Source organism: Meiothermus ruber DSM 1279 (assembly GCF_000024425.1).
Lineage (GTDB): Bacteria > Deinococcota > Deinococci > Deinococcales > Thermaceae > Meiothermus > Meiothermus ruber.
Genome location: NC_013946.1, coordinates 646,183 through 667,382, shown reverse-complemented (window position 1 = coordinate 667,382; position 21,200 = coordinate 646,183). Strand labels below are relative to the sequence as shown.

Below are 21,200 nucleotides of genomic sequence, written 5' to 3'. Positions count from 1 at the left end.
CTATACCACGGGCAGCAGGTAGCGGGCCGGTTCTTGCTTGATGGCCTCGAGCGCACCCCGCAGGGTGTAGCCCTCGATGGCCTCCACGCGCACCCAGGCGGTCTGGCCGATGCGGGCCTGTCCGGTGAACTCGACCTCGTAGTAGTCGGGGGTATGCCCGTAGGCCTTGCCCCCGCGAAAACTTTCGACCAGCACCTCCACCGCACCGCCCAGCTTGGGCCGCACCCGCGCCTCGGCCAGCCGGGCCGCCAGGGCCTGGAGTTCTTTGTTGCGGCGCTTGCGGATTTCGATGGGTACCTGTGGTAGCGAGGCCGCACGGGTCTTGGGGCGTGGAGTGTAGGTGAAGACGTGCACGCGGCTGGGCCGCACCTCCTCCAGGAAGGCCAGGGTTTCCTGGTGTTCGTCTTCGGTCTCGGTGGGGAGGCCCGCAATCACATCGGTGGTGAGGGCGAAACCGGGTATCCAGTCGTAGGCTTTCTGCGCCAGTTCGCGGTAGTAGTTTTTATCGTAGCGGCGGCCCATCAGGGCGAGCAGCCGCCCCGAACCCGTTTGCAGGCTCAGGTGCAGGTGGGGGCGCACCTGGGGGGCAAAGCGCTGCATTACCCTCAAGAGCTCGTCCCCAGTGTCCTCGGGTTCGATGGAGGACAGGCGCACCTTGGCCCCCATTAGAGCAAGTTCCTCTACCAGGCCGGCAATCCCGCGGGGGTGGCCCTTGTAGGAACCCAGCCGCACCCCGGTCAGCACGATTTCCTGCACACCCGCTTCCAGCAGGGCCCCGGCTTCCGAAAGCGCATCGCGGTACCCGCGGTGGCGTTCGCGCCCGCGCAGGCGGGGGATGATGCAGTAGGCACACCCCGCATTGCAGCCGTCCTGCACCTTGAGGAAGGCCCGCACATAGTTGTTCAGCAGGCCCCGCTCCCCGGCCCCCCAGAACTCGTTGGGCGGGGTGGTGATGGGGTCAGCGGGCAGGCCAAAGCGCTGCAAGATCACCCCGGGCAACTCGGCTTTGCGGCTGTTGGGCAGCACCACGTCGGCCCCCAGCTCGGCCAGTTGGTCGGGGGCCAGCTCGGCGTAACAGCCGGTCACCACGATGAAGGCCGCAGGGTTGGCCCGGCGGGCCCGGCGCACCTCCTTGCGGGCGTCGGCCTCGGCGCTGGTGGTCACCGCGCAGGTGTTGATGACCACCAGATCGGCCCCTGCCTCGAGGGGCACCACCACCGGCTGCAAGGGCTTTAAGAGCCCCACCAGGGCGTCCGATTCGACCTGATTAACCTTGCATCCCAGGGTTTTGACCGCCAGCCGCACCCCTTCCATCAGGGGCATTGTGGGCCACGGCCCGTCTCCGGTCAAGGGTCGGTGAGCACCAGACCCGAGACATCGTCGTCGGAGGCGTAGTCGTCCAGGGCGCAGACCGCCTTGAGCTTTACCACCTGGGCGGGGGGATCGTCGGGGCCAAACTCGCCGGTGGTGGTGCTCCGGGCCACGCGAACCACCTGCTCCTCGAGCAGCGCCAAAAGCTCCGGCGTGGCCTTGCGCACACCAACGGGCAGGTTTTTTAGCACATGGAAGGCCACCGGGTATATATCCTCGAGGCAGTGCAAGGCCTCCAGCACCTCCGCGCTGGAGGCCAGACCCCGCCCGATGGTGTTGCGCATCCGTTCTGGAAAGGTTTCCTCTTCGGCTTCTACAATGCTGGTTACGTATAGGTCGAAGCCCATATGGTGCCGGTGAATCCAGATTTTGAGCAATTCACGCAAGGCGGGGGTCTGGCCAACCAGCACAAAGCCAGGCTCGAGTTCGTAGATCGCCTCGGCAAGTATCCGCATACAACCACTGTAGAACAGACACCCTTTGGCCCAGGCGCCCCCTGAGCGTTACGCAGGCCCCGGGCGTTACGCAGACTCCTGTTAGCATGGGGCTGTGCTAACCCTGCAAGATATCCAACATGCCGCCCAACGCATTGCCCCCTACATCCACCACACCCCAGTGCTGAGCAGCCAGGGACTGGATAAGCTTCTGGGCCGCCGGTTCTTTTTCAAGGCCGAGCACCTGCAAAAAACCGGCAGCTTCAAAGCCCGGGGTGCCCTGAACGCGGCTCTTCAGCTACAAAACCCCCGGGGCCTGATTGCGGTCTCGTCGGGCAACCACGCCCAGGGGGTGGCCTATGCGGCTCAGGTGATCGGGGCGCCGGCCCTGGTGGTGATGCCGGAGGATGCCTCCCCCACCAAAAAAGCGGCCACCCGGGCCTACGGCGCCGAGGTCTACGACCAGGGGGTGACGGTAGAGAACCGCGAGCAGGTGGTGCGCGCACTGGCCGAGGAGACGGGCTATGCGCTCATCCACCCTTTCGACGACTTGCGGGTGATGGCAGGCCAGGGCACCCAGGCCCTGGAACTCTTGCAGCAGGTGCCCGATCTGGACGCCGTCCTGGTCGCGGTGGGCGGGGGCGGGCTCATCTCGGGCATCGCCACAGTTATCAAGAGCCTGCGGCCCGCGTGTGAGGTGATTGGGGTGGAGCCCGAAACCGCCAACGATGCCCAGCAGAGCCTCCAGATGGGGGCGCGCGTGAAGCTGGTGCAGGCCCCCAGAACCGTGGCCGATGGGGTGCGCACCCTGGCGGTTGGCGAGAAGACCTTTCCGGTCATGCAGCGCCATGTGGATCGCATTGTGACGGTGCCGGACGAGGTTACCTTGGAAGCCCAGCGCCTGATGATGCAACGGCTCAAACAGGTGGTGGAGCCCACCGCCGGGCTGGCTTTGGGGCCGGCCTTGATGAGCTACGACCTACCCGAGCGGGTAGCAGTAATTGTATGCGGTGGGAACTGGATGCCCTGAAGGGAACTAGCGCAGCAGCCTTTCCAGAATCCCCCGCACCACCTGGCCGGTCTGGGCCATCAGCACGGGGTCGGCCAAGGTGTCGGTGGGGCGGTGGTAGTTGGGGTCGAGGCCGCGGAAGAAGAAGAGCACCGGCACCCCGGCCTGGGCAAAGGGCACGTGGTCGCTGCCCCCACCCGGCGCGCTGCCACAGGCCACCTGCAGGGCGTTGCAGTCGGCCAGCGCCCGCAATTCACCGCTTCCGCCGATGCCCAGGGTGCCATTCACGTTGACGCCCACCATGTCCAGGTTGAGCATGCCCTTCAGGCCCCGCACAATTTCGGGGTTCTGTTCAACAAACCGGCGCGAGCCCCACAACCCGTCCTCTTCCCCGTCGAAAAACAGGAACCAGATCTGCGCTGCGAGGGGGCTGTCGGCCAGTTGGCGGGCCAGCTCGAGCACCGTGACGGTGCCCGAGGCGTTGTCGTTGGCCCCTGGGCTGCCCGGAACCGAGTCGTAGTGGGCCCCCACAATCACCAGCGGATTCTGGCTGCTGCGCCTGGCGATCACGTTGCGCCCCTGTACCTCCTCGGTCACGATGCGCACGTCCAGCACGGCGCGGGTTCCCGCCTGGCTGAAGAGCCCAGCGCCATCACTCTGCGAGAGGGTCACCCCCGGAATGGGGCTATTGCCGCCAAAGGTGAAGCGGGTACCGCTGGGCTCCTCGGTCAGCAGGATAAGGCCCACAGCCCCCCGCTCGGCAGCCAGCCGGGCCTTCTCGAGGCCGGGAATCCCTCCCCGGCGCACCACCGCAATGGCGCCCTGCAGGTTCAGGTCGGCGAAGTCGGCGGCCAGCCCCGCCCCGGGCACCACTGCCAGCGGCCCCTCCACCCGTCGGCCCGGGCTGCCCGCCACGCTGCTCACCGGAAAGCTGGTCGTCCCCACCAAAAGGCTCGAGCCCTGGTCGCGGGTGCGGCTGTAGGTGAAGGGCTGGAATTCCACCGTGTAGCCCACCTTGCGCAGCTCGGCGGCCAGGTATTCTCCAGCGGCAGTGGTGGCGGGCAGGCCCGCGACCCGCGGCCCCTGTGACAGCAGGGCCTGCAGATCGGCCTGCATGCGCTCGGTAGAAAAAGCCTGGGCCAGGGCCAGCAGCCCGATGGCCACCAGCCCCAGGGCCCCACGCAAAAACAATTGTCGGCCCATGCCCCAAATTGTGCCATCCGGCCCATGAGTTGGATGGGGCAGGGCCATCAGTCCTTGAACAGGCTATCGAAAGCCGATTGACTGCCGCTTTTGCGCTTGAGGCGGAAGAGATCGTTTTTGAGCTCGAGCTGGTCTTCCTGCAGCAGCAGCTCGAGGGTGCGTCGAAGCTCGTCTTTGGACAGGGTCTCACCCTCCTCGTCCAGCCAACGCATAATGTCCTTTTCGCTGGCAAAGCGCAGCGTCTCGATGGCTTTGAGCACCCAACCCCGGGTATCCATACCTGAATATACCGCGTCGGTAACCCAGAATGGGTGAAGCCCCCACCAAAGAAGCGGTATTTTCTCTGCGGTGGCTTCTTTCATTAAACCCCCACCTTGTCGCACAATAGAGGCGTGGATCCCTTCAGGGAATACCAGGACTACGTCATTGCGCACCGCCTGCGCGAGGCCCTGGACTTCTTCCCCGGCAAGCTCTACTCGCTGTGCGAGTATGCCACCTTGCGCCTTCGCCGCAGTGAGCTGGTGCGCAAGCTGGTAGGCCGTCAGGGTGATCCTGCGCTTTTATCGCGCATCGAACAAATCTCCGACGAGATTAATTTTGGCTTCTGGTCCAACCCCGGCCTGCTCAAAGCTTTCCTGAAGCGTTTACCCCCGCAACAATACCCCGTGCTGCACAGCCCTGAGGCCTTCGAAACCCTTCTCTCGCACACCGAGCGGCTTCGGCTCAAGGAACCGGGTCTGGCCGGGCGCTACTACCTGGGGTGGCTGCGCCTGCCCGCCCTGCTGGATGAACCCTCGGCATTTGAGCAGGCCATGCTCGAGCAAGAACACCTGGCGGAAGCCCTGGGGCTGTTCCTGGACGAATTTCACAAGGTTGCCGGCTCAGGGTAGGCCACCACCACCCCGTAGCCAGCCTCGAGTTCGATCTCCACCGGGCCTACAGCCAGGTTGGAAAGGGTCTGGGTACTTCCCAACGGTATGCTGGCTTTTTGTAGCGGCCAGCGCACCCCACGCAGACTCAGGCCGGAAAAACCACCCAGCGGTAGCAAGCTCAGCTTGCTGTGGAGGGGTAAGTCCAGCCGCAGGGCTCCAGGCAATAAAGGGTGGGCCTCCTCGCTGCCCGAGGTTAGCAGGGTCGGCACCCCCTGCTGAGCCAGCCGGATACCCAGCAGCAGGTGGGCCAGGGTCTGGTCGGTCTGACCCCCCATGGCCCCCACCAGAACAAGCTGTGCCGCCCCCCGGGCCAGGGCAGCCTCGATGGCCAGCTCACCGTCGGTGAAGTCCTTGGCCACCGGATAGGTTTCGCGCGGCACCTGGGCATAGGCCTGCTGGAGTTCCGCCGGGGCCGAGTCGAAATCGCCTACCCACAGCTCGGCCTGAAGCCCCAGGGCTTGGGCGTGGCGCATACCGCCATCCGCAGCAATAACCCGACTCCCGGCCACCTGGGCCTTGAGCCGCTCGGTCGGGGTAACCAGACCGCCTAGCAGAATGGTGAAGCGTTGCATGGATCAGCACCGCCTAGCGGGCTCGAGGAGCTTCCAGCGAGGGTTGCGCAGCCCCCGGGGTACTCGAGGGCTCCTCCTCCAGCGCAACCACCCTAGACCAATCGATCCCAAGCTGGGTGGTATCGCCGGGGTACAGCCCCAGCTCCGGGCCCTCCAGGTACAGCTTACAGCCTCGCCAGAGCAGCTCGAGGCCCACCACAAAACCCTTAAAAACCCGCTCTTCTACCCGCGCTTCTTCCCCTTGGCCCAGGGTGATGGCCTCCGGCGGCAGCAGGTGCGGGCGAGCCGGCAACCCCATCTGCTGGCTCTGATCGGCCGACAGCAGGTTGCGGTGGCCCAGAAAGCCGGCCACCCAGGCGTTTTTTGGATGGCGAAAAAGCTGCTCAGGCGAACCCACCTGCACAACCGCACCTCCCCTCAGCAGGGCAATCTGCTGGGCGATTACAAAAGCCTCGGACTGGTCGTGGGTCACCACAATGGTCGGCACCCCCGCCTGCCGCAAAATGGCCCGCAGCTCCCACAGCAGTTCGTGCCGCAGCTTCAGATCCAGAGCACCCAGCGGCTCATCCAGCAGCAGCAGGCGGGGCCGGTTGGCCAGGGCTCGAGCCAGGGCCACCCGCTGGCGCTCACCGCCCGAAAGCTGGTTGGGACGTTTTTGCGCGTGGGGCCCTAAATGGGTCAAATCCAGCAGTTCGGCCACACGCCGCCGTATGCTTGCGCCATCCCAGCGGGCCTCCCGCAGGCCAAAGGCAATGTTTTCCCAGACCGATAGGTGTGGAAACAGGGCATAATCCTGAAACACAAACCCCACCCGGCGCGCTTCCGGCGCCAGGGGGGTGAGTTCGGTCTGCTCCAGCCAGACCTGACCGACCTCCGGTGCCTCCAAACCCGCTATCAGCCGCAAAAGCGTGCTCTTACCGCTGCCCGAAGGCCCCAGCAAGGCCAGGGTTTGCCCCACGCCGACCTCGAGGGAGACCTGCAGCCGGAACCCCGGATAGCTTTTGCCGAGCCCTATCACCCGCAACATACCCCTAGCCTACCGCCAACCGAATCATAAAAACTTACGAATGTCCTGGGGCTTCAGGTCTATGATGGCAGCCATGAGTGTGGTAGCGGCTTTTCTAGCTGGTATTCTTTCCTTCCTCTCCCCCTGTGTACTACCCCTGGTGCCCACATACCTGCTGTACTTGGGTGGAGAGCGGGGACGACCGCTGCTCAACGCCCTTTTCTTTGTGGGTGGTTTCTCGCTGCTGTTCTTGCTACTGGGGCTCCCCTTCACCCTGCTGGGCAGTTTTTTATCGGAAAACCGGCAGTTGCTGGGCCAAGCAGGTGGTGCAATCCTGGTGCTGCTGGGTCTGTACATGCTGGGCCTGAAACCCCAATGGGGCGTTAATTTACGATACCAAGGGGACACCAGCCGCCCCTGGGGGGCTTTTGTGCTCGGCGCCGTTCTGGGACTGGGCTGGACTCCCTGCATTGGCCCGATCCTGGGGGGCATTCTTACCCTCACCGCGGCCGGGGGTGGGATCAATTCCCTACTGGCTTACATCCTGGGGTTGGCGGTTCCGTTTTTGCTGGTGGCCCTGTTGACCGACCGCATCCGCCCTGTGCTGCGCCAGGCGGCCCGCTTTTCCCGCTGGGCCGAGGCGGTAGCAGGGGTGGCCCTGGTCGCAATGGGCATCCTGATGTTCACCGGCACTTTCACCCGGCTCAACAGCTTCTTTATAAAAATCACCCCCGAGCGGCTGCTAAACCTCGAGAAAATTCTCATCGGCCAGTAGTCGGCGTGTATGGTATGTTCTATGCTTATCGAAGCCATAGCCGTTTCCAAACGTTACGGGCGGGACTGGGTGCTGCGCAACCTGGATTTTCAACTGGCTCAACACGAAGCCGTCGCCCTGGTAGGCCCCAACGGCGTGGGCAAAACCACCCTGTTGCGGGTGCTGGCTGGGTTGGTGCGTCCCACCCAGGGTTCGGTCAAGCTAAGCGGAAGGGTGGGCTTCTTGGCTAATCCACCGGCTTTCCACCGGCACTTTACCGGAGCTGAAAACCTGCACTACGCACTTCGGCTCGATGGAAAAACCGGTGGTCGCAGTGAAATTCGGGCCGCGCTGACCCAATTTGGGCTTCCACACGACAAGCCTGTCCTGAGCTACAGCAGCGGCATGAAAAAGCGCCTGGCCATGGCCCGATTGCACCTGCAAAATCCCGATATCTGGCTACTGGACGAGCCCGAAGCTGCCCTAGACGCACAAGGGCGGGGCTTGCTGGAAAACCTGGTACAGCAGGCGCGCTCCAGGGGTGGTGTGGTGATTGCCACACACGACAAAAGCTGGCTTTCCCTGGTAGACCGGATAGTTGAGCTACAAGGCCCGTGACGCCAAACCTGCGGCTTCGTCTATGCCGGTTCTGCCAAACCAACGTTTCCCAGCCAAGCAGCCCAACCCCTCTAAAGCAATCCCCGGATAGCCCCGCCCTCCACCATGATGGCCTGGCCGGTCAGGTAGCCGGCCCTGGCCGAGAGCAGAAAAACAGCCACATCGGCAATTTCTTGCGGGTAGGCCATCCGACCAGCCGGTATCTGGGCAGTTTGCTGGGCATACGCGGCTTCCAGGCTGATACCCTGCTGTTGGGCACGGAAAGCAAATACCTCCTCAACCCGCTCCGTGCGGGTATAACCTGGCCCCAGGGTGTTAACCGTGATACCAAAGGGCGCCACCTCCCTAGCCAGGGTTTTGGCATAACCGGTCAGGCCGGCCCGCAGGGCGTTGGACAGGGCCAGGTTCTCAATGGGCTCCTTCGCTGCCAGCGAGGTGATGAACAGAATGCGGCCAAACTGCCTCGACTGCATACCGGGAAGCAGCGCATTAACCAGAGCCACCATCGGATACCAAAGCTGCTCTGCAGCCACACGAATGTCTTGCACCTTCAAATCTCGTGCCGCCCCGGGCTTAGGCCCCGCCGTGTTGCCCAGAAAAAGCTCCACGGTACCCAGCTTTTGCGTCTGGGCAATCAGGTGCTCGAGCGCGCGGTCTTGCGTGAGGTCGGCCGCAATGGCGTGGGCCTCTCCCCCAGCCGCTCTAATTTCGTGCACCAGTTCTTCGAGTTTCTGTTGGTTTCGGGCTGTCACGACCACTCGAGCCCCCTCTTCCGCCAAAGTGATCGCAACAGCCCGCCCAATTCCTTGCGACGCTCCTGTTACCAGGGCCAGCCTGCCCGCAATGCCCAGATCCACGGAAATACCCCCAAAACTACTGCAGAGACTTCATATACCAGCTCAGGGTCGGGCCGCTATCACGCAGATGCTCAAAGCCCACCCGCTCCCAGAAGCATTTGGCCTGCTCGTTGTTACCATAGACCACGGCGTACAACCGATTCATCCGGCTGCGCAACTGAGCCTCGAGCTGCTCCACAGCGGCCTTGCCCAAGCCCTGGCCCTGAAGCCTTTCCTCGATGAGCAGCAGGCTGATGGTGGCCGAGTGCAGATCGGGGTAGGCCACCTTGTAGTCCAGAAAACCCACGGCGCGACCCTCTTGCATCAGCAATACAGCCTGGCGCCTGGTGTCGTGGCGCAGGGTCTCGAGCTCACGTTGAATATCGTTGAGGGTGGGCATATCCCCCCCAATCAGGGCAATGTAGGTGGGGCAGTTTAAGTACAGGTTGTGCACAATTACAGCCGAATCGGTGGTCACGGGTAGGAAGACGAGACGCGTAGAAACTTTCATACGATTTACCCAGATTGTAAGCAGCTCAAGCGGGTTGTGTTGTAATTTTCAACCCACACCCCGCATCACCCCCTGTGTGATCGGCCCATCAGCGTATCGCTTTAGCGGCCAGCCGACTTTATGCCCAGCGCCTCCAGGGCTTTTTCGAACGGCAGGTCGCGCCCAGTGTTGGCTAGCTGCTCAAGGGAGCTCTCCACCACAAAGTCTGGGATGGCCCGGGGTGGGTAGGGTGTGCCATCGGCGAAAAAGGCCCGGTTGTAGGAGATGCTCAAAGCCCCCCCGTTGATCAGATTGAAGGGCCGGGTGGTGGTATTGCCGATGCCCAGGGTGGCCACCCCAACCAGCGGCCCCACCTTGGCTCGCTGGATGGCCGAGGCCAGGTACTCCCCCCCTGAAGCGGTGTTTCCATCAACCAGCACCACCAGCGGGCCGCGCCAGCGGGCCAGGAAGGGGAGGTTGGCGCTCTCGGTCTGGCCGTTGCGGATAATGGTGAGCCGCCCATCGCGGATGCGAAACTCAGCGCGCTCGGTCTGGTAGCGGTCTACCAGGGCCACATAAGCATCGTCCAGGAAAGCGGCTGCCGCCAGTATCATCTCGTTGAGCAGGCCACCGCTGTTTCCACGCAACTCCAGCACCAAGGCCCGCACATTTTTCTGCTGGGCCTCGCGCACCAGCTCATGCACCCGACGGCCCACCTGGCCCTGCGCATCGAAGTTGGGAATTTTGAGCACCCCTACACCATCGGGCCTAATTTTGAGGGAGGGGAAGCGGGCCAGATTAATCTCGCGTCCGGTTAGGGTGATCTCGAGGCGCTGGCGCTCAGGGCCGCGCAGAATGGTTAAGACCACCGGGCGCCCCGACTGCACCGACTGCGTCAGGAACTGAACGACCTGGTTATCGTCGGGGAACTCGCTCAGAAGCCGACCGTTAATGGCGATGATGCGGTCGCCATAGGCCAGTCCGGCCTCGTCGGCTGGCCCCCCTTCCACCACATCCACAATGAGGCGATCGCGGGAACCAGGTACGGGCAGGTGGCTGACACCAATGCGCAGCGTGCGGGAAGGGGCGTTGCCCTGACGGCTTTCACGGGAGCCCCGCAATTCCTCGGGGCTCAGATAATAGGTGTGGTTGTCGTTGAGTTCCCCCAGCATCTGCTCGATGATGGGCACGGCTTGCTCGTAGGGGCAGGTATCTTTCTGGGGAGCACAGGCGCGATCGAGTGCGCTCTGGTAGCGGGCCGTCAGCTCTTTGAGGTTGAGCGTGGCCGGGCCGTTGTAATAAAACTCCAGATAGAAGCTGGCCTGGTCGAAGAGGTCTTGGGCCGGCGAGGCCAGCGAAAACGAGCCCAGCAGCAGGGCCAGGGTGGCAAACAGTTGGCGCATAGCATTCACCTATCGCAGCATTTCCAGGGCGCGCTCCAGCACCGGATCGCGTCCGGCAACAAGGGCCTCGAGGTCGTCCTCCACCACCACATCGGGACTGACTTTGAGGGGGAAGGGCGAGCCATCCAGGTTGCGCATTCTAAGCGAAGAAACCGCAATAAAATCGCCGTTGATAAGGGGGCCCTCGGCGCTGCCCGACATCCCCAGGGCACCGGCGGTGGGCTCTCCCACCACCTTGGCCCGACCCGCGGCCTGCAGGAAGTAGGCCAGCATTTCGGCGGAGTTATAGGTATGGCGGTTAACCAGCACCACCACCGGGATGCGGGCCAGGTAAGGCCGCTCGAGGGCACTTTGCTCCTCCTTTTCGGCTCCCTCGGGTTGCACGTATAGCTTGCCGTTTTCCACGGTGTGGGTCTCGTCCAGCCCCTGGAAGCGGCGGTCGTAGATAAAGCCCCCTGTACCGGTAAAGGCCGCCGCCGCCAGCAGGGCTTCCGAGTCGTAACCGGTCAGGGCATCGCGCAGATCGATCACCATCCCACGGGCCCCGGCCTGCTCGGCCCGGCGCGCGGCCTCGTGGATGCGCTGGGCGGTGGAGTAGCTGTCCGAGCTATACAGGTGATAGACGCGTAGATAGGCAATGTTGTTGTTGATCTCCAGCCTGGGTTGCATGGTGGCCCCGGCCACCCGTGGGGTCAGGGTCAGGCTGCGGGCCGCACCCTGCCGGCTATAACGCAGGCTAAAGGGGTTGCGGGCTGCTTCAGCCGCACTCAGCCGGGCCAGGGTTGCAGGCTGGTCTGCCACCTGGGTAATCAGGTCGCCCCGGCGCAGCCCCGCCTCATAGGCCGGCTCACCGGGGAAGGCCTCGCTCACCACCAGCCCCCTGGGGGTCTCGCGTACCCAGACCCCTATCCTGGGGGCCGCAGGCCCCAGGCCAGCCCCATAGCGCTCGTCATCAATGAGCTGGTCTCGAGTGACCAAGACCGTAAACGGATCGGCAATATCCCGCACAATGCGCTCGATAACCTGTTTTGCTTTATCAAAGCCGCAGCGGTTGCCTTCGGAAGCGCAGAGCCGGTCGAGTTCCGGCTGGTACTGCCGCCGCAGTTCCCTGAAGGGGGGAACCTTGGCCGGGCCGTTGTAGTAAAAGCCGATCAGGAAAGTGGCCTGGTCGAAAAGATCCTGGGCGGGCGAAGCCACCGCTGAACCGACCAGCGCGAAGGCTGCCATACCGCTTAATAGCGCATGTCGTAGGGCCATATTCCCTCAATGATACGCAAAAAAATGTTAAGCGAATGGTAGCTGGGCCTGGGGTTGTAAAAGCCGGCCCCTGGCTTCGGCAATCCGCCGAAGCGCCTGTAGGAAGTCTCCCGGTCGAACCCGTTCCAGCTAGACCCGCTTAAAGAGCAGGGTGGCGTTCATGCCCCCAAAAGCGAACGAGTTGGAGAGGGCGTAGTCCACCTGTTTGGCTCGAGGGGTGTTGGGCACGTAGTCGAGGTCGAGTTCGGGATCGGGATCCTCGAGGTTAATGGTGGGCGGCAGAATTCCGCTGGCCAGGGCCTGTACGGTAGCCACAGCCTCAATGGCCCCCGCCGCGCCCAGCAGGTGACCAATCATGCTTTTGGTGGACGAGACCGAAAGCCTGTAGGCGTGCTCACCGAAGACCTTTTTAATAGCCAGCGTCTCGGCCCTGTCCCCAACCGGCGTGGAGGTGCCGTGGGCGTTGATGTAGCCGACCTGCTCAGGGCCGATTCTGGCATCCCTGAGGGCCGCCTGCATGGCCAGGGCCGCGCCCGCGCCCTCGGGGTGGGGCTCGGTGATGTGGTGGGCATCGGCACTGCGCCCAAAGCCCACCAGCTCGGCGTAGATTTTCGCACCGCGGGCTTTGGCCCGCTCGTACTCTTCCAGCACCAGCACCGCGGCCCCTTCCGAGAGCACAAAGCCGTCGCGGCTTTTGCTAAAGGGACGGCTGGCTTTTTCGGGCTCGTGGTTGCGGGTCGAGAGGGCCCGCATCACCCCAAAGCTGCCAATCGCCATCTCGGTAACCACCGCCTCGGTGCCACCGGTGAGCATCACATCGGCCTCGCCCAATTGAATGACCCGGAAGGCGTTGCCAATGGCATCTGAGCCGGTGGCGCAGGCTGTCACCACAGTGGAGGATGGCCCCATGAAGCCGTACTTCATGGCCAGTTGGCCCGAGGCCATGTTGGCGATCATCATGGGAATGAAAAAGGGTGATAGGCGGGTGCCGCCCTTTTCGAAGAGCACCTTGCTCTGCTCCTGCCAGGTGATCATGCCCCCGATGCCGGTTCCGATCAGGGTACCGATGCGGGTGGGGTCTTCTTTCTCAAGCTCCAGCCCTGAATCCTGCAAGGCCAGATGCCCAGCAATCAGGGCCAGTTGGGTGAAGCGATCCAGGCGGCGCAGTTCGCGCTTGTCTATGTATGCCTCGGGGTTAATATCCACTTCGCCGGCAATCTGCACGGGGTAGCTCGAGGCGTCAAACTGGGTGATGCGGCGGATGCCCGACCGGCCCTCGAGCTGGGCTTTGTGAAAGGCTTCGGCTCCGATGCCATTGGGGGCCACCGGGCCAATTCCGGTAACGACGACGCGACGCATAAAGGCCATTATAGAACACCGCCGCAATTGTTCTAAGTCCAAGCTCTAAAGGCCTGTTGCAAGCAAAAGCCCCTCGAGGGCTGACTGCTTCCCCCGGTGGGGGCTGACGTATACTAAGGAACGGTGATGTATGGCTGGTCATAGCAAATGGGCACAAATTAAGCGCAAAAAAGCCGCCAACGACCTCAAAAAGGGTAAAATCGTCAGCAAATACCTGCGCCTGATTGCAGCCGCGGCCAGGGCCGGGGGCAGTACCGACCCAGCAGCCAATGTCAACCTGCGCAACCTGATCGAAGCCGCCCGGGACGCCGACGTTCCCAACGACAACATCGAGCGCCTTTTGAAGCGCCTGGCCGGCGGCGACGACGAGGGGAGCAACTACGAAGAGATCGTGTACGAGGGTTACGCACCGGGTGGGGTGGCCATCATCGTGCAGGCCCTCTCCGACAACCGCAACCGCACGGCCTCGGAGGTGCGCCATATCTTCAACAAACACGGGGGCAGCCTGGGGGCTACCGGATCGGTCTCGTGGCAGTTTGAGCGGCGGGGCTATATCTGGGTTGAGCCCAACAGCGAGGCCGCCCAGGAAGCCGCCATCGAGGCCGGGGCGATTGATCTTCAGGAGAGCGAGGAAGGCCTGGAAATCTACACCGACCCCCAGGAAGTCTATGCCGTGGCCAACGCCCTCAAGGCCAAAGGCTTCAAGCCCGAGGACACCGAGATCACCATGGTGCCGCAAAACACCATGAGCCTGAGCCAGGAAGAGGCCGAGAAGGTGCTGCGCATGGTAGAGGCGCTGGAAGAGCTCGACGATGTGCAGAACGTGTACACCAACCTCAACCTGGATAACGTCTCGATTGGAGCTTAGCTAAAGCAATAGGCTATCGGCTCACAGCCGTCCTGCTCCAGGTGAATTAATCTTGGGTACTTAGAAGCTGACCTCTTTAGTGCATAGTGTCGGCTGTGGGTTCAGGCCATGCTGCGAGTCATCGAACGTTTTAGAGAAGATATACAGGCTGTGCTCGAACGAGATCCGGCGGCTCGAGGGCCTCTCGAGGCTTTTTTGTTTAGCCCAGGGATGCACGCCTTGTGGATGCACCGGCTCAACCACTGGCTCTGGCGGGCCAACTTCAAGCTACTGGCCCGCATTCTGGCCCACTTTACCCGTATGTTCACGGGGGTCGAGATTCACCCCGGGGCCCGCATTGGCCGCCGGGTGGTGATTGACCACGGCATGGGCATTGTAATTGGCGAGACCGCCGAGGTGGGCGACGATGTGCTGATGTACCACGGGGTGACCCTGGGCGGCACCGGCTTCACCCGTGAGAAGCGCCACCCCACCATTGGCAAGGGGGTGCTGCTAGGGGCTCATGCGGTGGTGCTGGGGCCTATTGTGGTGGGCGATGGGGCCAAGATAGGGGCCGGGGCGGTGGTCACCAAGCCCGTGCCCCCCGGCGCAACCGCCATCGGGAACCCGGCGCAGATTATCGTTCGGGAAGAGGCGCTCGAGGCCGCCCCAGCTTAAGTACCCCACGGGAAGCTTTACCCTTTGGCCCTTTACACTAAAGAATCAGCATGGCGTCGCCCAGGCTATAAAACCGGTAGCGTTCGGCTACCGCGGTCTGGTAGGCCTGTTTCATCAACCCGTGCCCCATAAAGGCCGATACCAGCATCAGCAGGGTGGATTTGGGTAGGTGAAAGTTGGTAATCAGCGTGTCTATCACGTTGTACTTGAACCCCGGGCGGATGAACAGTTGGGTCTCGCCGGCCCCCGCCTGGACACCCCCCAGCTCGGCGCTATAGGCGGTCTCGAGCGTGCGCACCACCGTGGTGCCCACCGCAATCACCCGCCGCCCCTCGGCCCTGGCACGGTTGACCGCCTCGGCGGTCTGGGGCGAAACTTCATAGGGCTCCAAATGCATCACGTGCCGGTCGGGGTCGTCGTGGACGGGCTTGAAGGTGCCGGGGCCCACGTGCAGGGTGACGTATTGAATATCCACCCCCAGCCCCCGCACCCTGTCCAGCAGTTCGGGGGTGAAGTGCAGCCCCGCCGTGGGCGCGGCCACCGAGCCGGGGGTTTTGGCGTACACGGTCTGGTAGCGGGCCGGATCTACCGAGGCCTGAATGTAGGGCGGCAGCGGCATCTTTCCGATGTTTTCCAGGTGTTCCCAGACATTACCGGAAAACCTGAGCAACCGGGTTCCGTCTGCTTCGATGGCCTCCACGGTGGCGAAGAGCCCATCGGGAAAGGTCAGCCTCGAGCCCACCTTAGCCCGCCTGGCCGGCTTGAGCAGGGCCTCCCAGAGCCCCTCGCCAGAGGGAATTTCTCGTACCAGCAGCACCTCGAGCCCCGTTCCGTGTGGGTTGGTGGCAAAGGTGCGGGCCGGAATCACCTTGCTCTGGTTGAGCACCAGCACATCCCCTGCCCGAAGGTACTGGGGCAGGTCGCGGAAGATGCGGTGGGTAATCTGGCCGGTCTGGCGGTCAATCACCATCAGCCGCGAGGCGTCGCGGGGCTCGGCCCCGCTCTGGGCGATGAGTTCGGGGGGTAGGTGGTAGTCGAAGTCCTCGAGGTTCATTTCAGAATCAGGGCTCGCTGCGCGGTATCAGGGTGCGCTCCCGCTCCTTGCTGGGCACGAAAGCATTCTCGATCTCGGGCAGGTGGATGAAGCGGTCTACGGCATCAATCAGTTTTTGCGAGGTGGTTTCCTTGAAGGCGATCACCTCGACCCGGATGCCGCGTTCCATCAGCACCTCCACGATGTCCACAAAGTCGCCGTCGCCGCTGCCCAGCACCACCACGTCCAGGGTGTGCATCAGCCGCACCATATCGGCGGCGATACCCATATCCCAGTTGCCTTCGTAGATGGGCTTGCCCTCGTCGGTGGTCTCCTTGAGGGTCAGATTCATGCGGCGCACCCGGAAGCCAATGGTGGAGAGCTTGTAGATGAAGGGCCAGGCCGAGGTGTCGTGTTCGCGCTCGACCACGTAGGCGGTGGCCCGCACCAGTTGGCGGTTGGCCACCGCATAGCGCATCAGGCTTTCGAAGTTGACGTTCTGCCCGTAGTAGTCGCGGGCCGAGTGGTAGAGGTTTTGGGTATCAACGAACAGGCCCACACGCTGCTGGGGGCTCCAACCGGGGATACGGCTAAAAGGGTCGTTCATCAAAGCTCCTTTTGAAAATCGATATCTATAATACCGGCTACATAAAGGTTGTCTTCGTACCTGCTCCAAAGCAAACCGGCACGCTTCCTTCGATCAGGATGAATGGCCCCTGCGATGAAGGCCACTCATCCTGACTCAATACGAAATTGTATCAAAACCGCCCCCGTGGCAGGCCGGTTGGTATAAGCGTATGCGCCCTTCCTTGAAGGGTCGGGCTCAACGCAAGGCTGCCAGCTCGCGCCGGGCCCGCTCGAGGTCGAAGCGATCAGCAGCGGTTTTGGGGGCAATCGCCAAAGCGGCCTCGTACTGCTTGCGGGCCTCTTCTTTCTTACCCTGGGCCGCCAGCACCCCGGCCAGCTCCACCTTGTGGATGATGGTCTGGGGCTCGAGCTGGATGGCCTCGTTGAAGAGGGGCATAATCTGGTTGCCGTTGGCCCCGTACAGCCAGCCCACGTTCTTGGAGATGAGCGAATGGTGCCACAGGGCCAGCGCAACCCTGGCCCCGGCATGGCGGGGGTTCAGGCGCAGGGCCTTGTCCAGGTTCTCCTTGATGCTGCTAGCCAGGCCCAGGCTTTCCAGAATGCCCCGGTACTGTGAAAGGCGGCCCTGGGCTCGAGCCAGCTCAAAATAGGCCTCGGCGTTATCGGCATCGGCCTGGATGGCCCGGCGGGCGGCGGCTTCGGCCCGGCCAAACCAGTCGGCTTTCTCGTTGTCCTTGGCCAGGTAGCCCGCAAAATAGCTGGCCGCCCTAGCCGCCAACACAAAACCCTCCGCGCTGCCCAGACGTAAACCGGCCTCGTATGCTTCCTGAAACTTGCCGTCGTCTACCAGTTTCTCAACCGCTGCGACGTTCTGGGCCAAAGCCAGCGACCAAAGCACCATCAAAACCAGCACCAGACTCCTCACAGTTTCCTCCCTGTATAACGGCACACAACCTACCACAAAGTCGCACGGATTGTACCGGATGTGCATCTGTGGGCGGCAACCCTGGGTGCGCATGTTACACTACCCCCATGATAGCGTTACGAGCGGTTCCTTTTGCCGTTGGAATCGCCCTATTTGCGTTCACGGCCCTGGCCCAGCTTGGCGCTGAGGGCTACTACACCCAGTGCAAGGCCCTATACGACCAGGGGGTGCGGGACAGCGCCAAAGCGACCTGTCAGCTCGCGCTGGTGGACAACCCCAATCACCTGCCCAGCATCAAACTGCTGGGACGCATCTACCTCGAGGAAAACAACCTGGCTGCGGCCCAGCCCTTCCTTCAACAAATGAAGCAACTGGGCCCCCAAGACCCCGAGGTGGCCCTGCTGGAGGCGCGCTTTTTGCTGCTGGAGGGGCGGCCATCCGAGGCGCTGGCGCGCCTGCCCAGGGGACTCAGCACCGAAGCAGTGCTGCTAAGGGCGCAGGTGCTCGAGGCCCTGGGCCGCTACGAGGAAGCCTACGCCACTTACCTTCGGATAACGGCCTCGGAAGAGGCCCGTCTGGGAGCTGCCCGCCTGGCAGAGCGCCTGGGCCGGCCCCAAGAAGCCCTGGGCTTGCTGGGCAGCAGTCCGAAGGAGCAGCTAGTGCAAGCCCGCCTGATGTGGCTTTCGGGCAATTCCCGCGCAGCAGCGGAAGCTCTTGAAGAGGTCTTACCCCGCCTGGGCCCCCTGGAAAAGGACTACATCCAAACCTTGGGTTTACTGGCGATGGTTTACTACGGCCTGGGGGAGTTTGAGAAAGGTGCCCTGGTTTTACGGCAGCTGTCCTCGAGGGTCAGCCTGCCCAGCAGCCTGCTCGGCAAGGTCTGGCCGTGGCTGGCCGTATTTTTAGTCTACCTGGCACTGGTGCTCTATGGCGAAAGCCGCATTGAACCAATGCGCACCGTGGAGATGGGCAACGAGCGGCGCTTTGGGCCCGGCTCGCTTCACCTGTGGCTGCTGCTGGCCATTGTTTTAGCCGGGCTGGCCAGTATAGGTATCGGACAGGTGCTCTATCAGAACCTACTGGCCCTGTTTACCCCTTTCCAGGGCCAGGTTGTACGCCCGGTGTTTTATTTCTTAATGGGTGCTTTCGCGCTGCTCATCGCCTACCGAATGGTGGGGCAACCGGGCCTGGTTCAGGCTCTTGGGCCGCGCTCGAGCTGGATAGAAGGCACCTGGGCAGGGCTGGTCTTGCTGGCCCTGTTGGGCCTGTACGCCTATATCGCCAAGCCCCTGGGCCTGAGCGGGCTCGGCACCATGTATCCCATTTTCTTCGGTCTGGCTTTTCTGGAAGTGGTGGTGCGCGGGGTAGGGTATCCGATTTTTAAAGAGCGCTACAAAGAGCTAAGCGGCTTGATGATCCCGGTGCTGTATGCCCTGGCAATTCCTGGGCCTACAATTTTCTTCCTGATGACCAGCCTCTTTTTGGGCTGGCTTTACCTGCGCACCAAAGGGGCGCTGGCTGGGGCTACGGCCTGGGTTATGGCTGGATTAATTCTGACCCTGATCGCCAACCTGCCCTGGGTGCGCACACTGCTGATTAACTAACCCCTTTGCGGCAGCCGGCTCTAGGTTTGGGAGGGTGGCTGTGCAGGGGGCTTTTTTTGTATAGACTTCCTGGAGATGCGGGAAATTTTCTTTCTCTCCGATTTCGGTCTGGCCGACCCCTACGCCGCGGTGGTCAAGGCGGTCATGCGGCAAACAGCGCCGGGGGCGGTTATTCACGACCTGGCCCACAACCTGCCCCCTGGCGACCTCCGCCGGGCCAGCTACATCCTGTATGAGTCGGTGCCCTATCTACCCCGGCAGTCGGTGGTGCTGGCGGTGGTTGATCCGGGGGTGGGCTCCTCCCGCCGGGCCGTCCTGGTGATTGGCGAGCGTCTTTGCTACGTGGCCCCGGACAACGGCCTGCTCACCCTGGCCTACCTGCAAGACCCCCCGCGCAAAGCCTACCTGCTCGAGAACCCCGCCTACCACCTGCCCCGCAAATCGGCCACCTTTCACGGGCGTGACGTATTTGGGCCAGTCGCGGCCCACCTGGCCTCGGGAGTTGAGCCGGCCCGCTTCGGCCCGGAGGTGCCGGTTGCCGAGCTGGTGCGCCTGCCCATCCACCTGAACTTTGGCAACCACGGCGAGGTACTCACATTTGACCGCTTCGGCAATGCCATCACCACCCTGCTGGCCACCCCCGCCCAGGTCCGCGGCAAAAAGGTGCGCATTCGCTACCACCACATTCCGGTAGCCTCCCATTACGCCGAGGTTCCGGTAGGAAGCGCCCTGGCCTATGTGGGCAGCGCCGGGCTTTTAGAGGTTGCCATCCATCTGGGCAATGCCCAGGAGCAGCTCGGCCTAAAGCAGGGGGATCGGGTGGAGCTAGGTTGACCTTTTGGGCTTCAGCCTGTAGATTGGAGAACGGTTTGCCGAGCGCAACCCCACCCAGGGGTTGGTATTCCCAAAGGAAGTGACCCAAGATGGCCAAGCACCCAGTACCCAAGAAAAAAGTCTCCAAGTCCCGCCGGGACATCCGCCGGGCTGCGGTCTCCACCCTCACGGCTCCCACCCTCATCAAGTGCGCCAACTGCGGGGTTTTGATCCCGCCCCACACCGTCTGCGATAGCTGCGGCTACTACGCCGGCAAAAAGATACTGGAAGTCAAAGCTTAAAATTCCTGCTTCAACAGCCCCAGGGCGGCGCAACCCGTCGGCTGGGGTTGTTCTTTTGCCCCCATCCGCTGGATCTGCCGTCTAGACTTGGTTCAAGCCGCGTTCCAGCACAAGGGGGGGTTGGGGGTGTTATCTTTGTTGAAGTGCCCTATGCTTTTGGGGTAGCTTTAGGAGGCAACGTTGAACATTGGTATCCTTGCCCTTGGCACCTACGCCCCCGAGCGGGTGATGACCAATCACGATTTTGAGAAGATCCTAGATACATCCGACGAGTGGATTGTCAGCCGCACGGGGATTCGAGAGCGGCGGCTGGCCGCCGAGGGGGAGTTCACCTCGCACCTGGCTTTCCGGGCCGTCGAAGACCTCATCCGCCGTCATGGGCGCGGCGCGCTGGAGGGGGTGGATCTGGTGATTGTGGCCACCAACACCCCCGATGCCCTGTTCCCGGCCACGGCTGCTTTGGTGCAGGATCGTTTTGGTTTGAATGCCGGCGCCTACGACCTGCTGGCGGGCTGCCCAGGCTGGGGTTATGCCATTGCCCAGGCCCATGCCATGGTAAAAAGCGGTCTGGCCCGCAAGGTGCTCGCCATCGGCTCCGAGACCCTTTCCAAAATCCTCGACTACACCGACCGCTCCACGGCGGTGCTGTTTGGCGATGGGGCCGGGGCCGCGGTCATTGGCCCGGTGCCGGAAGGGTATGGTTTCAAGTCTTTTGTCCTGGGGGCCGACGGTTCAGGGGGCAAGGAGCTGATGCTGCGCTGCATCGCCGACAAACTACCCGACGGCAGCCCCATGCGCCAGTACGCCTACATGAATGGGCGGGAGGTTTTCAAGTTTGCGGTGCGGGTAATGAACACCGCCACGCTCGAGGCCATCGAAAAAGCCGGCCTCAAGCCCGAAGACATCAAGTACCTGATCCCCCACCAGGCCAATGCCCGCATCATCGAGGCAGCCCGCGAGCGCCTGGGGTTGCCCCCCGAGCAGGTCTGGGTCAACGTAGACCGTTACGGCAACACCTCCACGGCCTCCATGCCCATCGCCTTGCAGGAGGCTCTGGACGCAGGCAAGATCCACAACGGTGACCATATCCTGTTCGTGACCTTTGGCGCTGGCCTCACCTGGGCCGCCAGCGTGATGACCTGGTGGCAGCCGGACTAAGGCCATGG

At 62.8% G+C, this 21,200-nt stretch carries 24 protein-coding genes; 10 read left to right on the top strand and 14 right to left on the bottom strand.

The genetic code is table 11. The features are described from left to right. Entirely contained in the window at positions 1-1,305 is a 1,305-nt protein-coding gene (locus MRUB_RS03490) for a MiaB/RimO family radical SAM methylthiotransferase (RefSeq protein ID WP_036198359.1), read from the bottom strand. Between the two features lie 41 nt (positions 1,306-1,346). Beyond that, positions 1,347-1,826, bottom strand: a complete 480-nt coding sequence (locus MRUB_RS03485; protein WP_013012974.1) for a hypothetical protein — start codon at positions 1,824-1,826, stop codon at positions 1,347-1,349. A gap of 94 nt (positions 1,827-1,920) precedes the next feature. On the opposite strand from MRUB_RS03485, the gene MRUB_RS03480 reads away from it, so the two are divergent. Further along, positions 1,921-2,835 carry a threonine/serine dehydratase family protein gene (locus tag MRUB_RS03480; protein WP_013012973.1) on the top strand — a complete coding sequence of 305 codons (915 nt, stop codon included), beginning with the start codon at positions 1,921-1,923 and terminating at the stop codon, positions 2,833-2,835. 6 nt (positions 2,836-2,841) lie between these two features. On the opposite strand, the gene MRUB_RS03475 is transcribed toward MRUB_RS03480, so the two are convergent. After that, complete coding sequence (locus MRUB_RS03475) at positions 2,842-4,017, bottom strand: M28 family metallopeptidase (protein WP_013012972.1); 1,176 nt, start codon at positions 4,015-4,017, stop codon at positions 2,842-2,844. A 47-nt stretch (positions 4,018-4,064) separates the two neighbouring features. Continuing rightward, a complete protein-coding gene (locus MRUB_RS03470) occupies positions 4,065-4,295 on the bottom strand; it encodes a hypothetical protein (protein ID WP_015586410.1) in 231 nt (76 codons plus the stop codon). Between the two features lie 114 nt (positions 4,296-4,409). Between MRUB_RS03470 and MRUB_RS03465 the strand changes: the two genes are divergently transcribed. After that, the gene (locus tag MRUB_RS03465; RefSeq protein ID WP_013012970.1) at positions 4,410-4,907 is read left to right on the top strand and encodes a hypothetical protein; all 498 of its coding nucleotides are present in this window, start codon (positions 4,410-4,412) and stop codon (positions 4,905-4,907) included. Here MRUB_RS03465 and MRUB_RS03460 read toward each other — a convergent pair. Together MRUB_RS03460 and MRUB_RS03455 are read right to left on the bottom strand one after the other, a co-directional pair. Continuing rightward, positions 4,883-5,521: a thiamine diphosphokinase gene (locus MRUB_RS03460; protein ID WP_013012969.1), complete on the bottom strand. Its 639-nt coding sequence runs from the start codon at positions 5,519-5,521 to the stop codon at positions 4,883-4,885. The two genes, MRUB_RS03465 and MRUB_RS03460, sit on opposite strands and share 25 nt — an antisense overlap. A gap of 13 nt (positions 5,522-5,534) precedes the next feature. Next, positions 5,535-6,548 (bottom strand): ABC transporter ATP-binding protein, encoded by a 1,014-nt coding sequence (locus MRUB_RS03455; protein ID WP_013012968.1) that lies wholly within the window; start codon positions 6,546-6,548, stop codon positions 5,535-5,537. Between the two features lie 64 nt (positions 6,549-6,612). Between MRUB_RS03455 and MRUB_RS03450 the strand changes: the two genes are divergently transcribed. Beyond that, entirely contained in the window at positions 6,613-7,302 is a 690-nt protein-coding gene (locus MRUB_RS03450) for a cytochrome c biogenesis CcdA family protein (RefSeq protein WP_013012967.1), read from the top strand. Between the two features lie 21 nt (positions 7,303-7,323). Further along, entirely contained in the window at positions 7,324-7,899 is a 576-nt protein-coding gene (gene ccmA / locus MRUB_RS03445; protein ID WP_015586408.1) for a heme ABC exporter ATP-binding protein CcmA, read from the top strand. Between the two features lie 71 nt (positions 7,900-7,970). Here ccmA and MRUB_RS03440 read toward each other — a convergent pair whose 3' ends face one another. The 5 genes from MRUB_RS03440 to fabF all read right to left on the bottom strand — a co-directional run bounded on the left by MRUB_RS03440 (position 7,971) and on the right by fabF (position 13,244). Continuing rightward, the gene (locus tag MRUB_RS03440) at positions 7,971-8,756 is read right to left on the bottom strand and encodes an SDR family oxidoreductase (protein WP_036199196.1); all 786 of its coding nucleotides are present in this window, start codon (positions 8,754-8,756) and stop codon (positions 7,971-7,973) included. 16 nt (positions 8,757-8,772) lie between these two features. Then, entirely contained in the window at positions 8,773-9,246 is a 474-nt protein-coding gene (locus MRUB_RS03435) for a GNAT family N-acetyltransferase (protein WP_013012964.1), read from the bottom strand. 101 nt (positions 9,247-9,347) lie between these two features. After that, entirely contained in the window at positions 9,348-10,628 is a 1,281-nt protein-coding gene (locus tag MRUB_RS03430; RefSeq protein WP_013012963.1) for a S41 family peptidase, read from the bottom strand. Positions 10,629-10,637: 9 nt separating this feature from the next. Beyond that, complete coding sequence (locus MRUB_RS03425; RefSeq protein ID WP_235438149.1) at positions 10,638-11,885, bottom strand: S41 family peptidase; 1,248 nt, start codon at positions 11,883-11,885, stop codon at positions 10,638-10,640. A gap of 129 nt (positions 11,886-12,014) precedes the next feature. Next, on the bottom strand, positions 12,015-13,244 hold the full coding sequence (fabF, locus tag MRUB_RS03420) for a beta-ketoacyl-ACP synthase II (protein ID WP_015586407.1): 1,230 nt from the start codon (positions 13,242-13,244) through the stop codon (positions 12,015-12,017). Between the two features lie 130 nt (positions 13,245-13,374). Between fabF and MRUB_RS03415 the strand changes: the two genes are divergently transcribed. Together MRUB_RS03415 and cysE are read left to right on the top strand one after the other, a co-directional pair. Then, positions 13,375-14,112: a YebC/PmpR family DNA-binding transcriptional regulator gene (locus MRUB_RS03415; RefSeq protein ID WP_013012960.1), complete on the top strand. Its 738-nt coding sequence runs from the start codon at positions 13,375-13,377 to the stop codon at positions 14,110-14,112. 108 nt (positions 14,113-14,220) lie between these two features. Beyond that, a complete protein-coding gene (cysE, locus tag MRUB_RS03410; RefSeq protein WP_013012959.1) occupies positions 14,221-14,769 on the top strand; it encodes a serine O-acetyltransferase in 549 nt (182 codons plus the stop codon). A 37-nt stretch (positions 14,770-14,806) separates the two neighbouring features. Here cysE and queA read toward each other — a convergent pair whose 3' ends face one another. The 3 genes from queA to MRUB_RS03395 all read right to left on the bottom strand — a co-directional run bounded on the left by queA (position 14,807) and on the right by MRUB_RS03395 (position 17,291). Beyond that, positions 14,807-15,823, bottom strand: a complete 1,017-nt coding sequence (gene queA, locus MRUB_RS03405; protein ID WP_013012958.1) for a tRNA preQ1(34) S-adenosylmethionine ribosyltransferase-isomerase QueA — start codon at positions 15,821-15,823, stop codon at positions 14,807-14,809. A 7-nt stretch (positions 15,824-15,830) separates the two neighbouring features. Continuing rightward, positions 15,831-16,409 carry a LabA-like NYN domain-containing protein gene (locus MRUB_RS03400; protein WP_013012957.1) on the bottom strand — a complete coding sequence of 193 codons (579 nt, stop codon included), beginning with the start codon at positions 16,407-16,409 and terminating at the stop codon, positions 15,831-15,833. Between the two features lie 216 nt (positions 16,410-16,625). Beyond that, complete coding sequence (locus tag MRUB_RS03395; protein WP_036199916.1) at positions 16,626-17,291, bottom strand: hypothetical protein; 666 nt, start codon at positions 17,289-17,291, stop codon at positions 16,626-16,628. A 131-nt stretch (positions 17,292-17,422) separates the two neighbouring features. Between MRUB_RS03395 and MRUB_RS03390 the strand changes: the two genes are divergently transcribed. The 4 genes from MRUB_RS03390 to MRUB_RS03375 all read left to right on the top strand — a co-directional run bounded on the left by MRUB_RS03390 (position 17,423) and on the right by MRUB_RS03375 (position 21,192). After that, a complete protein-coding gene (locus tag MRUB_RS03390; protein WP_013012955.1) occupies positions 17,423-18,919 on the top strand; it encodes a tetratricopeptide repeat protein in 1,497 nt (498 codons plus the stop codon). Positions 18,920-18,994: 75 nt separating this feature from the next. Further along, positions 18,995-19,753, top strand: coding sequence for an SAM hydrolase/SAM-dependent halogenase family protein (locus MRUB_RS03385; RefSeq protein ID WP_013012954.1), 759 nt, complete (start codon positions 18,995-18,997; stop codon positions 19,751-19,753). 89 nt (positions 19,754-19,842) lie between these two features. Continuing rightward, positions 19,843-20,034: a 50S ribosomal protein L32 gene (gene rpmF, locus MRUB_RS03380; protein ID WP_013012953.1), complete on the top strand. Its 192-nt coding sequence runs from the start codon at positions 19,843-19,845 to the stop codon at positions 20,032-20,034. 180 nt (positions 20,035-20,214) lie between these two features. After that, positions 20,215-21,192: a beta-ketoacyl-ACP synthase III gene (locus tag MRUB_RS03375; protein WP_013012952.1), complete on the top strand. Its 978-nt coding sequence runs from the start codon at positions 20,215-20,217 to the stop codon at positions 21,190-21,192. The last annotated feature ends 8 nt before the right edge of the window (positions 21,193-21,200 follow it).

What these genes read in the sequence shown, in the direction of transcription:
- MRUB_RS03485 (WP_013012974.1), bottom strand. Translation starts at nt 1,826, where the DNA reads ATGCGGATACTTGCCGAGGCGATCTACGAACTCGAGCCTGGCTTTGTG.
- MRUB_RS03475 (WP_013012972.1), bottom strand. Translation starts at nt 4,017, where the DNA reads ATGGGCCGACAATTGTTTTTGCGTGGGGCCCTGGGGCTGGTGGCCATC.
- MRUB_RS03470 (WP_015586410.1), bottom strand. Translation starts at nt 4,295, where the DNA reads ATGGATACCCGGGGTTGGGTGCTCAAAGCCATCGAGACGCTGCGCTTT.
- MRUB_RS03460 (WP_013012969.1), bottom strand. Translation starts at nt 5,521, where the DNA reads ATGCAACGCTTCACCATTCTGCTAGGCGGTCTGGTTACCCCGACCGAG.
- MRUB_RS03455 (WP_013012968.1), bottom strand. Translation starts at nt 6,548, where the DNA reads ATGTTGCGGGTGATAGGGCTCGGCAAAAGCTATCCGGGGTTCCGGCTG.
- MRUB_RS03450 (WP_013012967.1), top strand. Translation starts at nt 6,613, where the DNA reads ATGGCAGCCATGAGTGTGGTAGCGGCTTTTCTAGCTGGTATTCTTTCC.
- ccmA (WP_015586408.1), top strand. Translation starts at nt 7,324, where the DNA reads ATGCTTATCGAAGCCATAGCCGTTTCCAAACGTTACGGGCGGGACTGG.
- MRUB_RS03435 (WP_013012964.1), bottom strand. Translation starts at nt 9,246, where the DNA reads ATGAAAGTTTCTACGCGTCTCGTCTTCCTACCCGTGACCACCGATTCG.
- MRUB_RS03430 (WP_013012963.1), bottom strand. Translation starts at nt 10,628, where the DNA reads ATGCGCCAACTGTTTGCCACCCTGGCCCTGCTGCTGGGCTCGTTTTCG.
- MRUB_RS03425 (WP_235438149.1), bottom strand. Translation starts at nt 11,885, where the DNA reads ATGGCCCTACGACATGCGCTATTAAGCGGTATGGCAGCCTTCGCGCTG.
- fabF (WP_015586407.1), bottom strand. Translation starts at nt 13,244, where the DNA reads ATGCGTCGCGTCGTCGTTACCGGAATTGGCCCGGTGGCCCCCAATGGC.
- MRUB_RS03415 (WP_013012960.1), top strand. Translation starts at nt 13,375, where the DNA reads ATGGCTGGTCATAGCAAATGGGCACAAATTAAGCGCAAAAAAGCCGCC.
- cysE (WP_013012959.1), top strand. Translation starts at nt 14,221, where the DNA reads ATGCTGCGAGTCATCGAACGTTTTAGAGAAGATATACAGGCTGTGCTC.
- queA (WP_013012958.1), bottom strand. Translation starts at nt 15,823, where the DNA reads ATGAACCTCGAGGACTTCGACTACCACCTACCCCCCGAACTCATCGCC.
- MRUB_RS03400 (WP_013012957.1), bottom strand. Translation starts at nt 16,409, where the DNA reads ATGAACGACCCTTTTAGCCGTATCCCCGGTTGGAGCCCCCAGCAGCGT.
- MRUB_RS03395 (WP_036199916.1), bottom strand. Translation starts at nt 17,291, where the DNA reads ATGGTGCTTTGGTCGCTGGCTTTGGCCCAGAACGTCGCAGCGGTTGAG.
- MRUB_RS03390 (WP_013012955.1), top strand. Translation starts at nt 17,423, where the DNA reads ATGATAGCGTTACGAGCGGTTCCTTTTGCCGTTGGAATCGCCCTATTT.
- MRUB_RS03385 (WP_013012954.1), top strand. Translation starts at nt 18,995, where the DNA reads ATGCGGGAAATTTTCTTTCTCTCCGATTTCGGTCTGGCCGACCCCTAC.
- rpmF (WP_013012953.1), top strand. Translation starts at nt 19,843, where the DNA reads ATGGCCAAGCACCCAGTACCCAAGAAAAAAGTCTCCAAGTCCCGCCGG.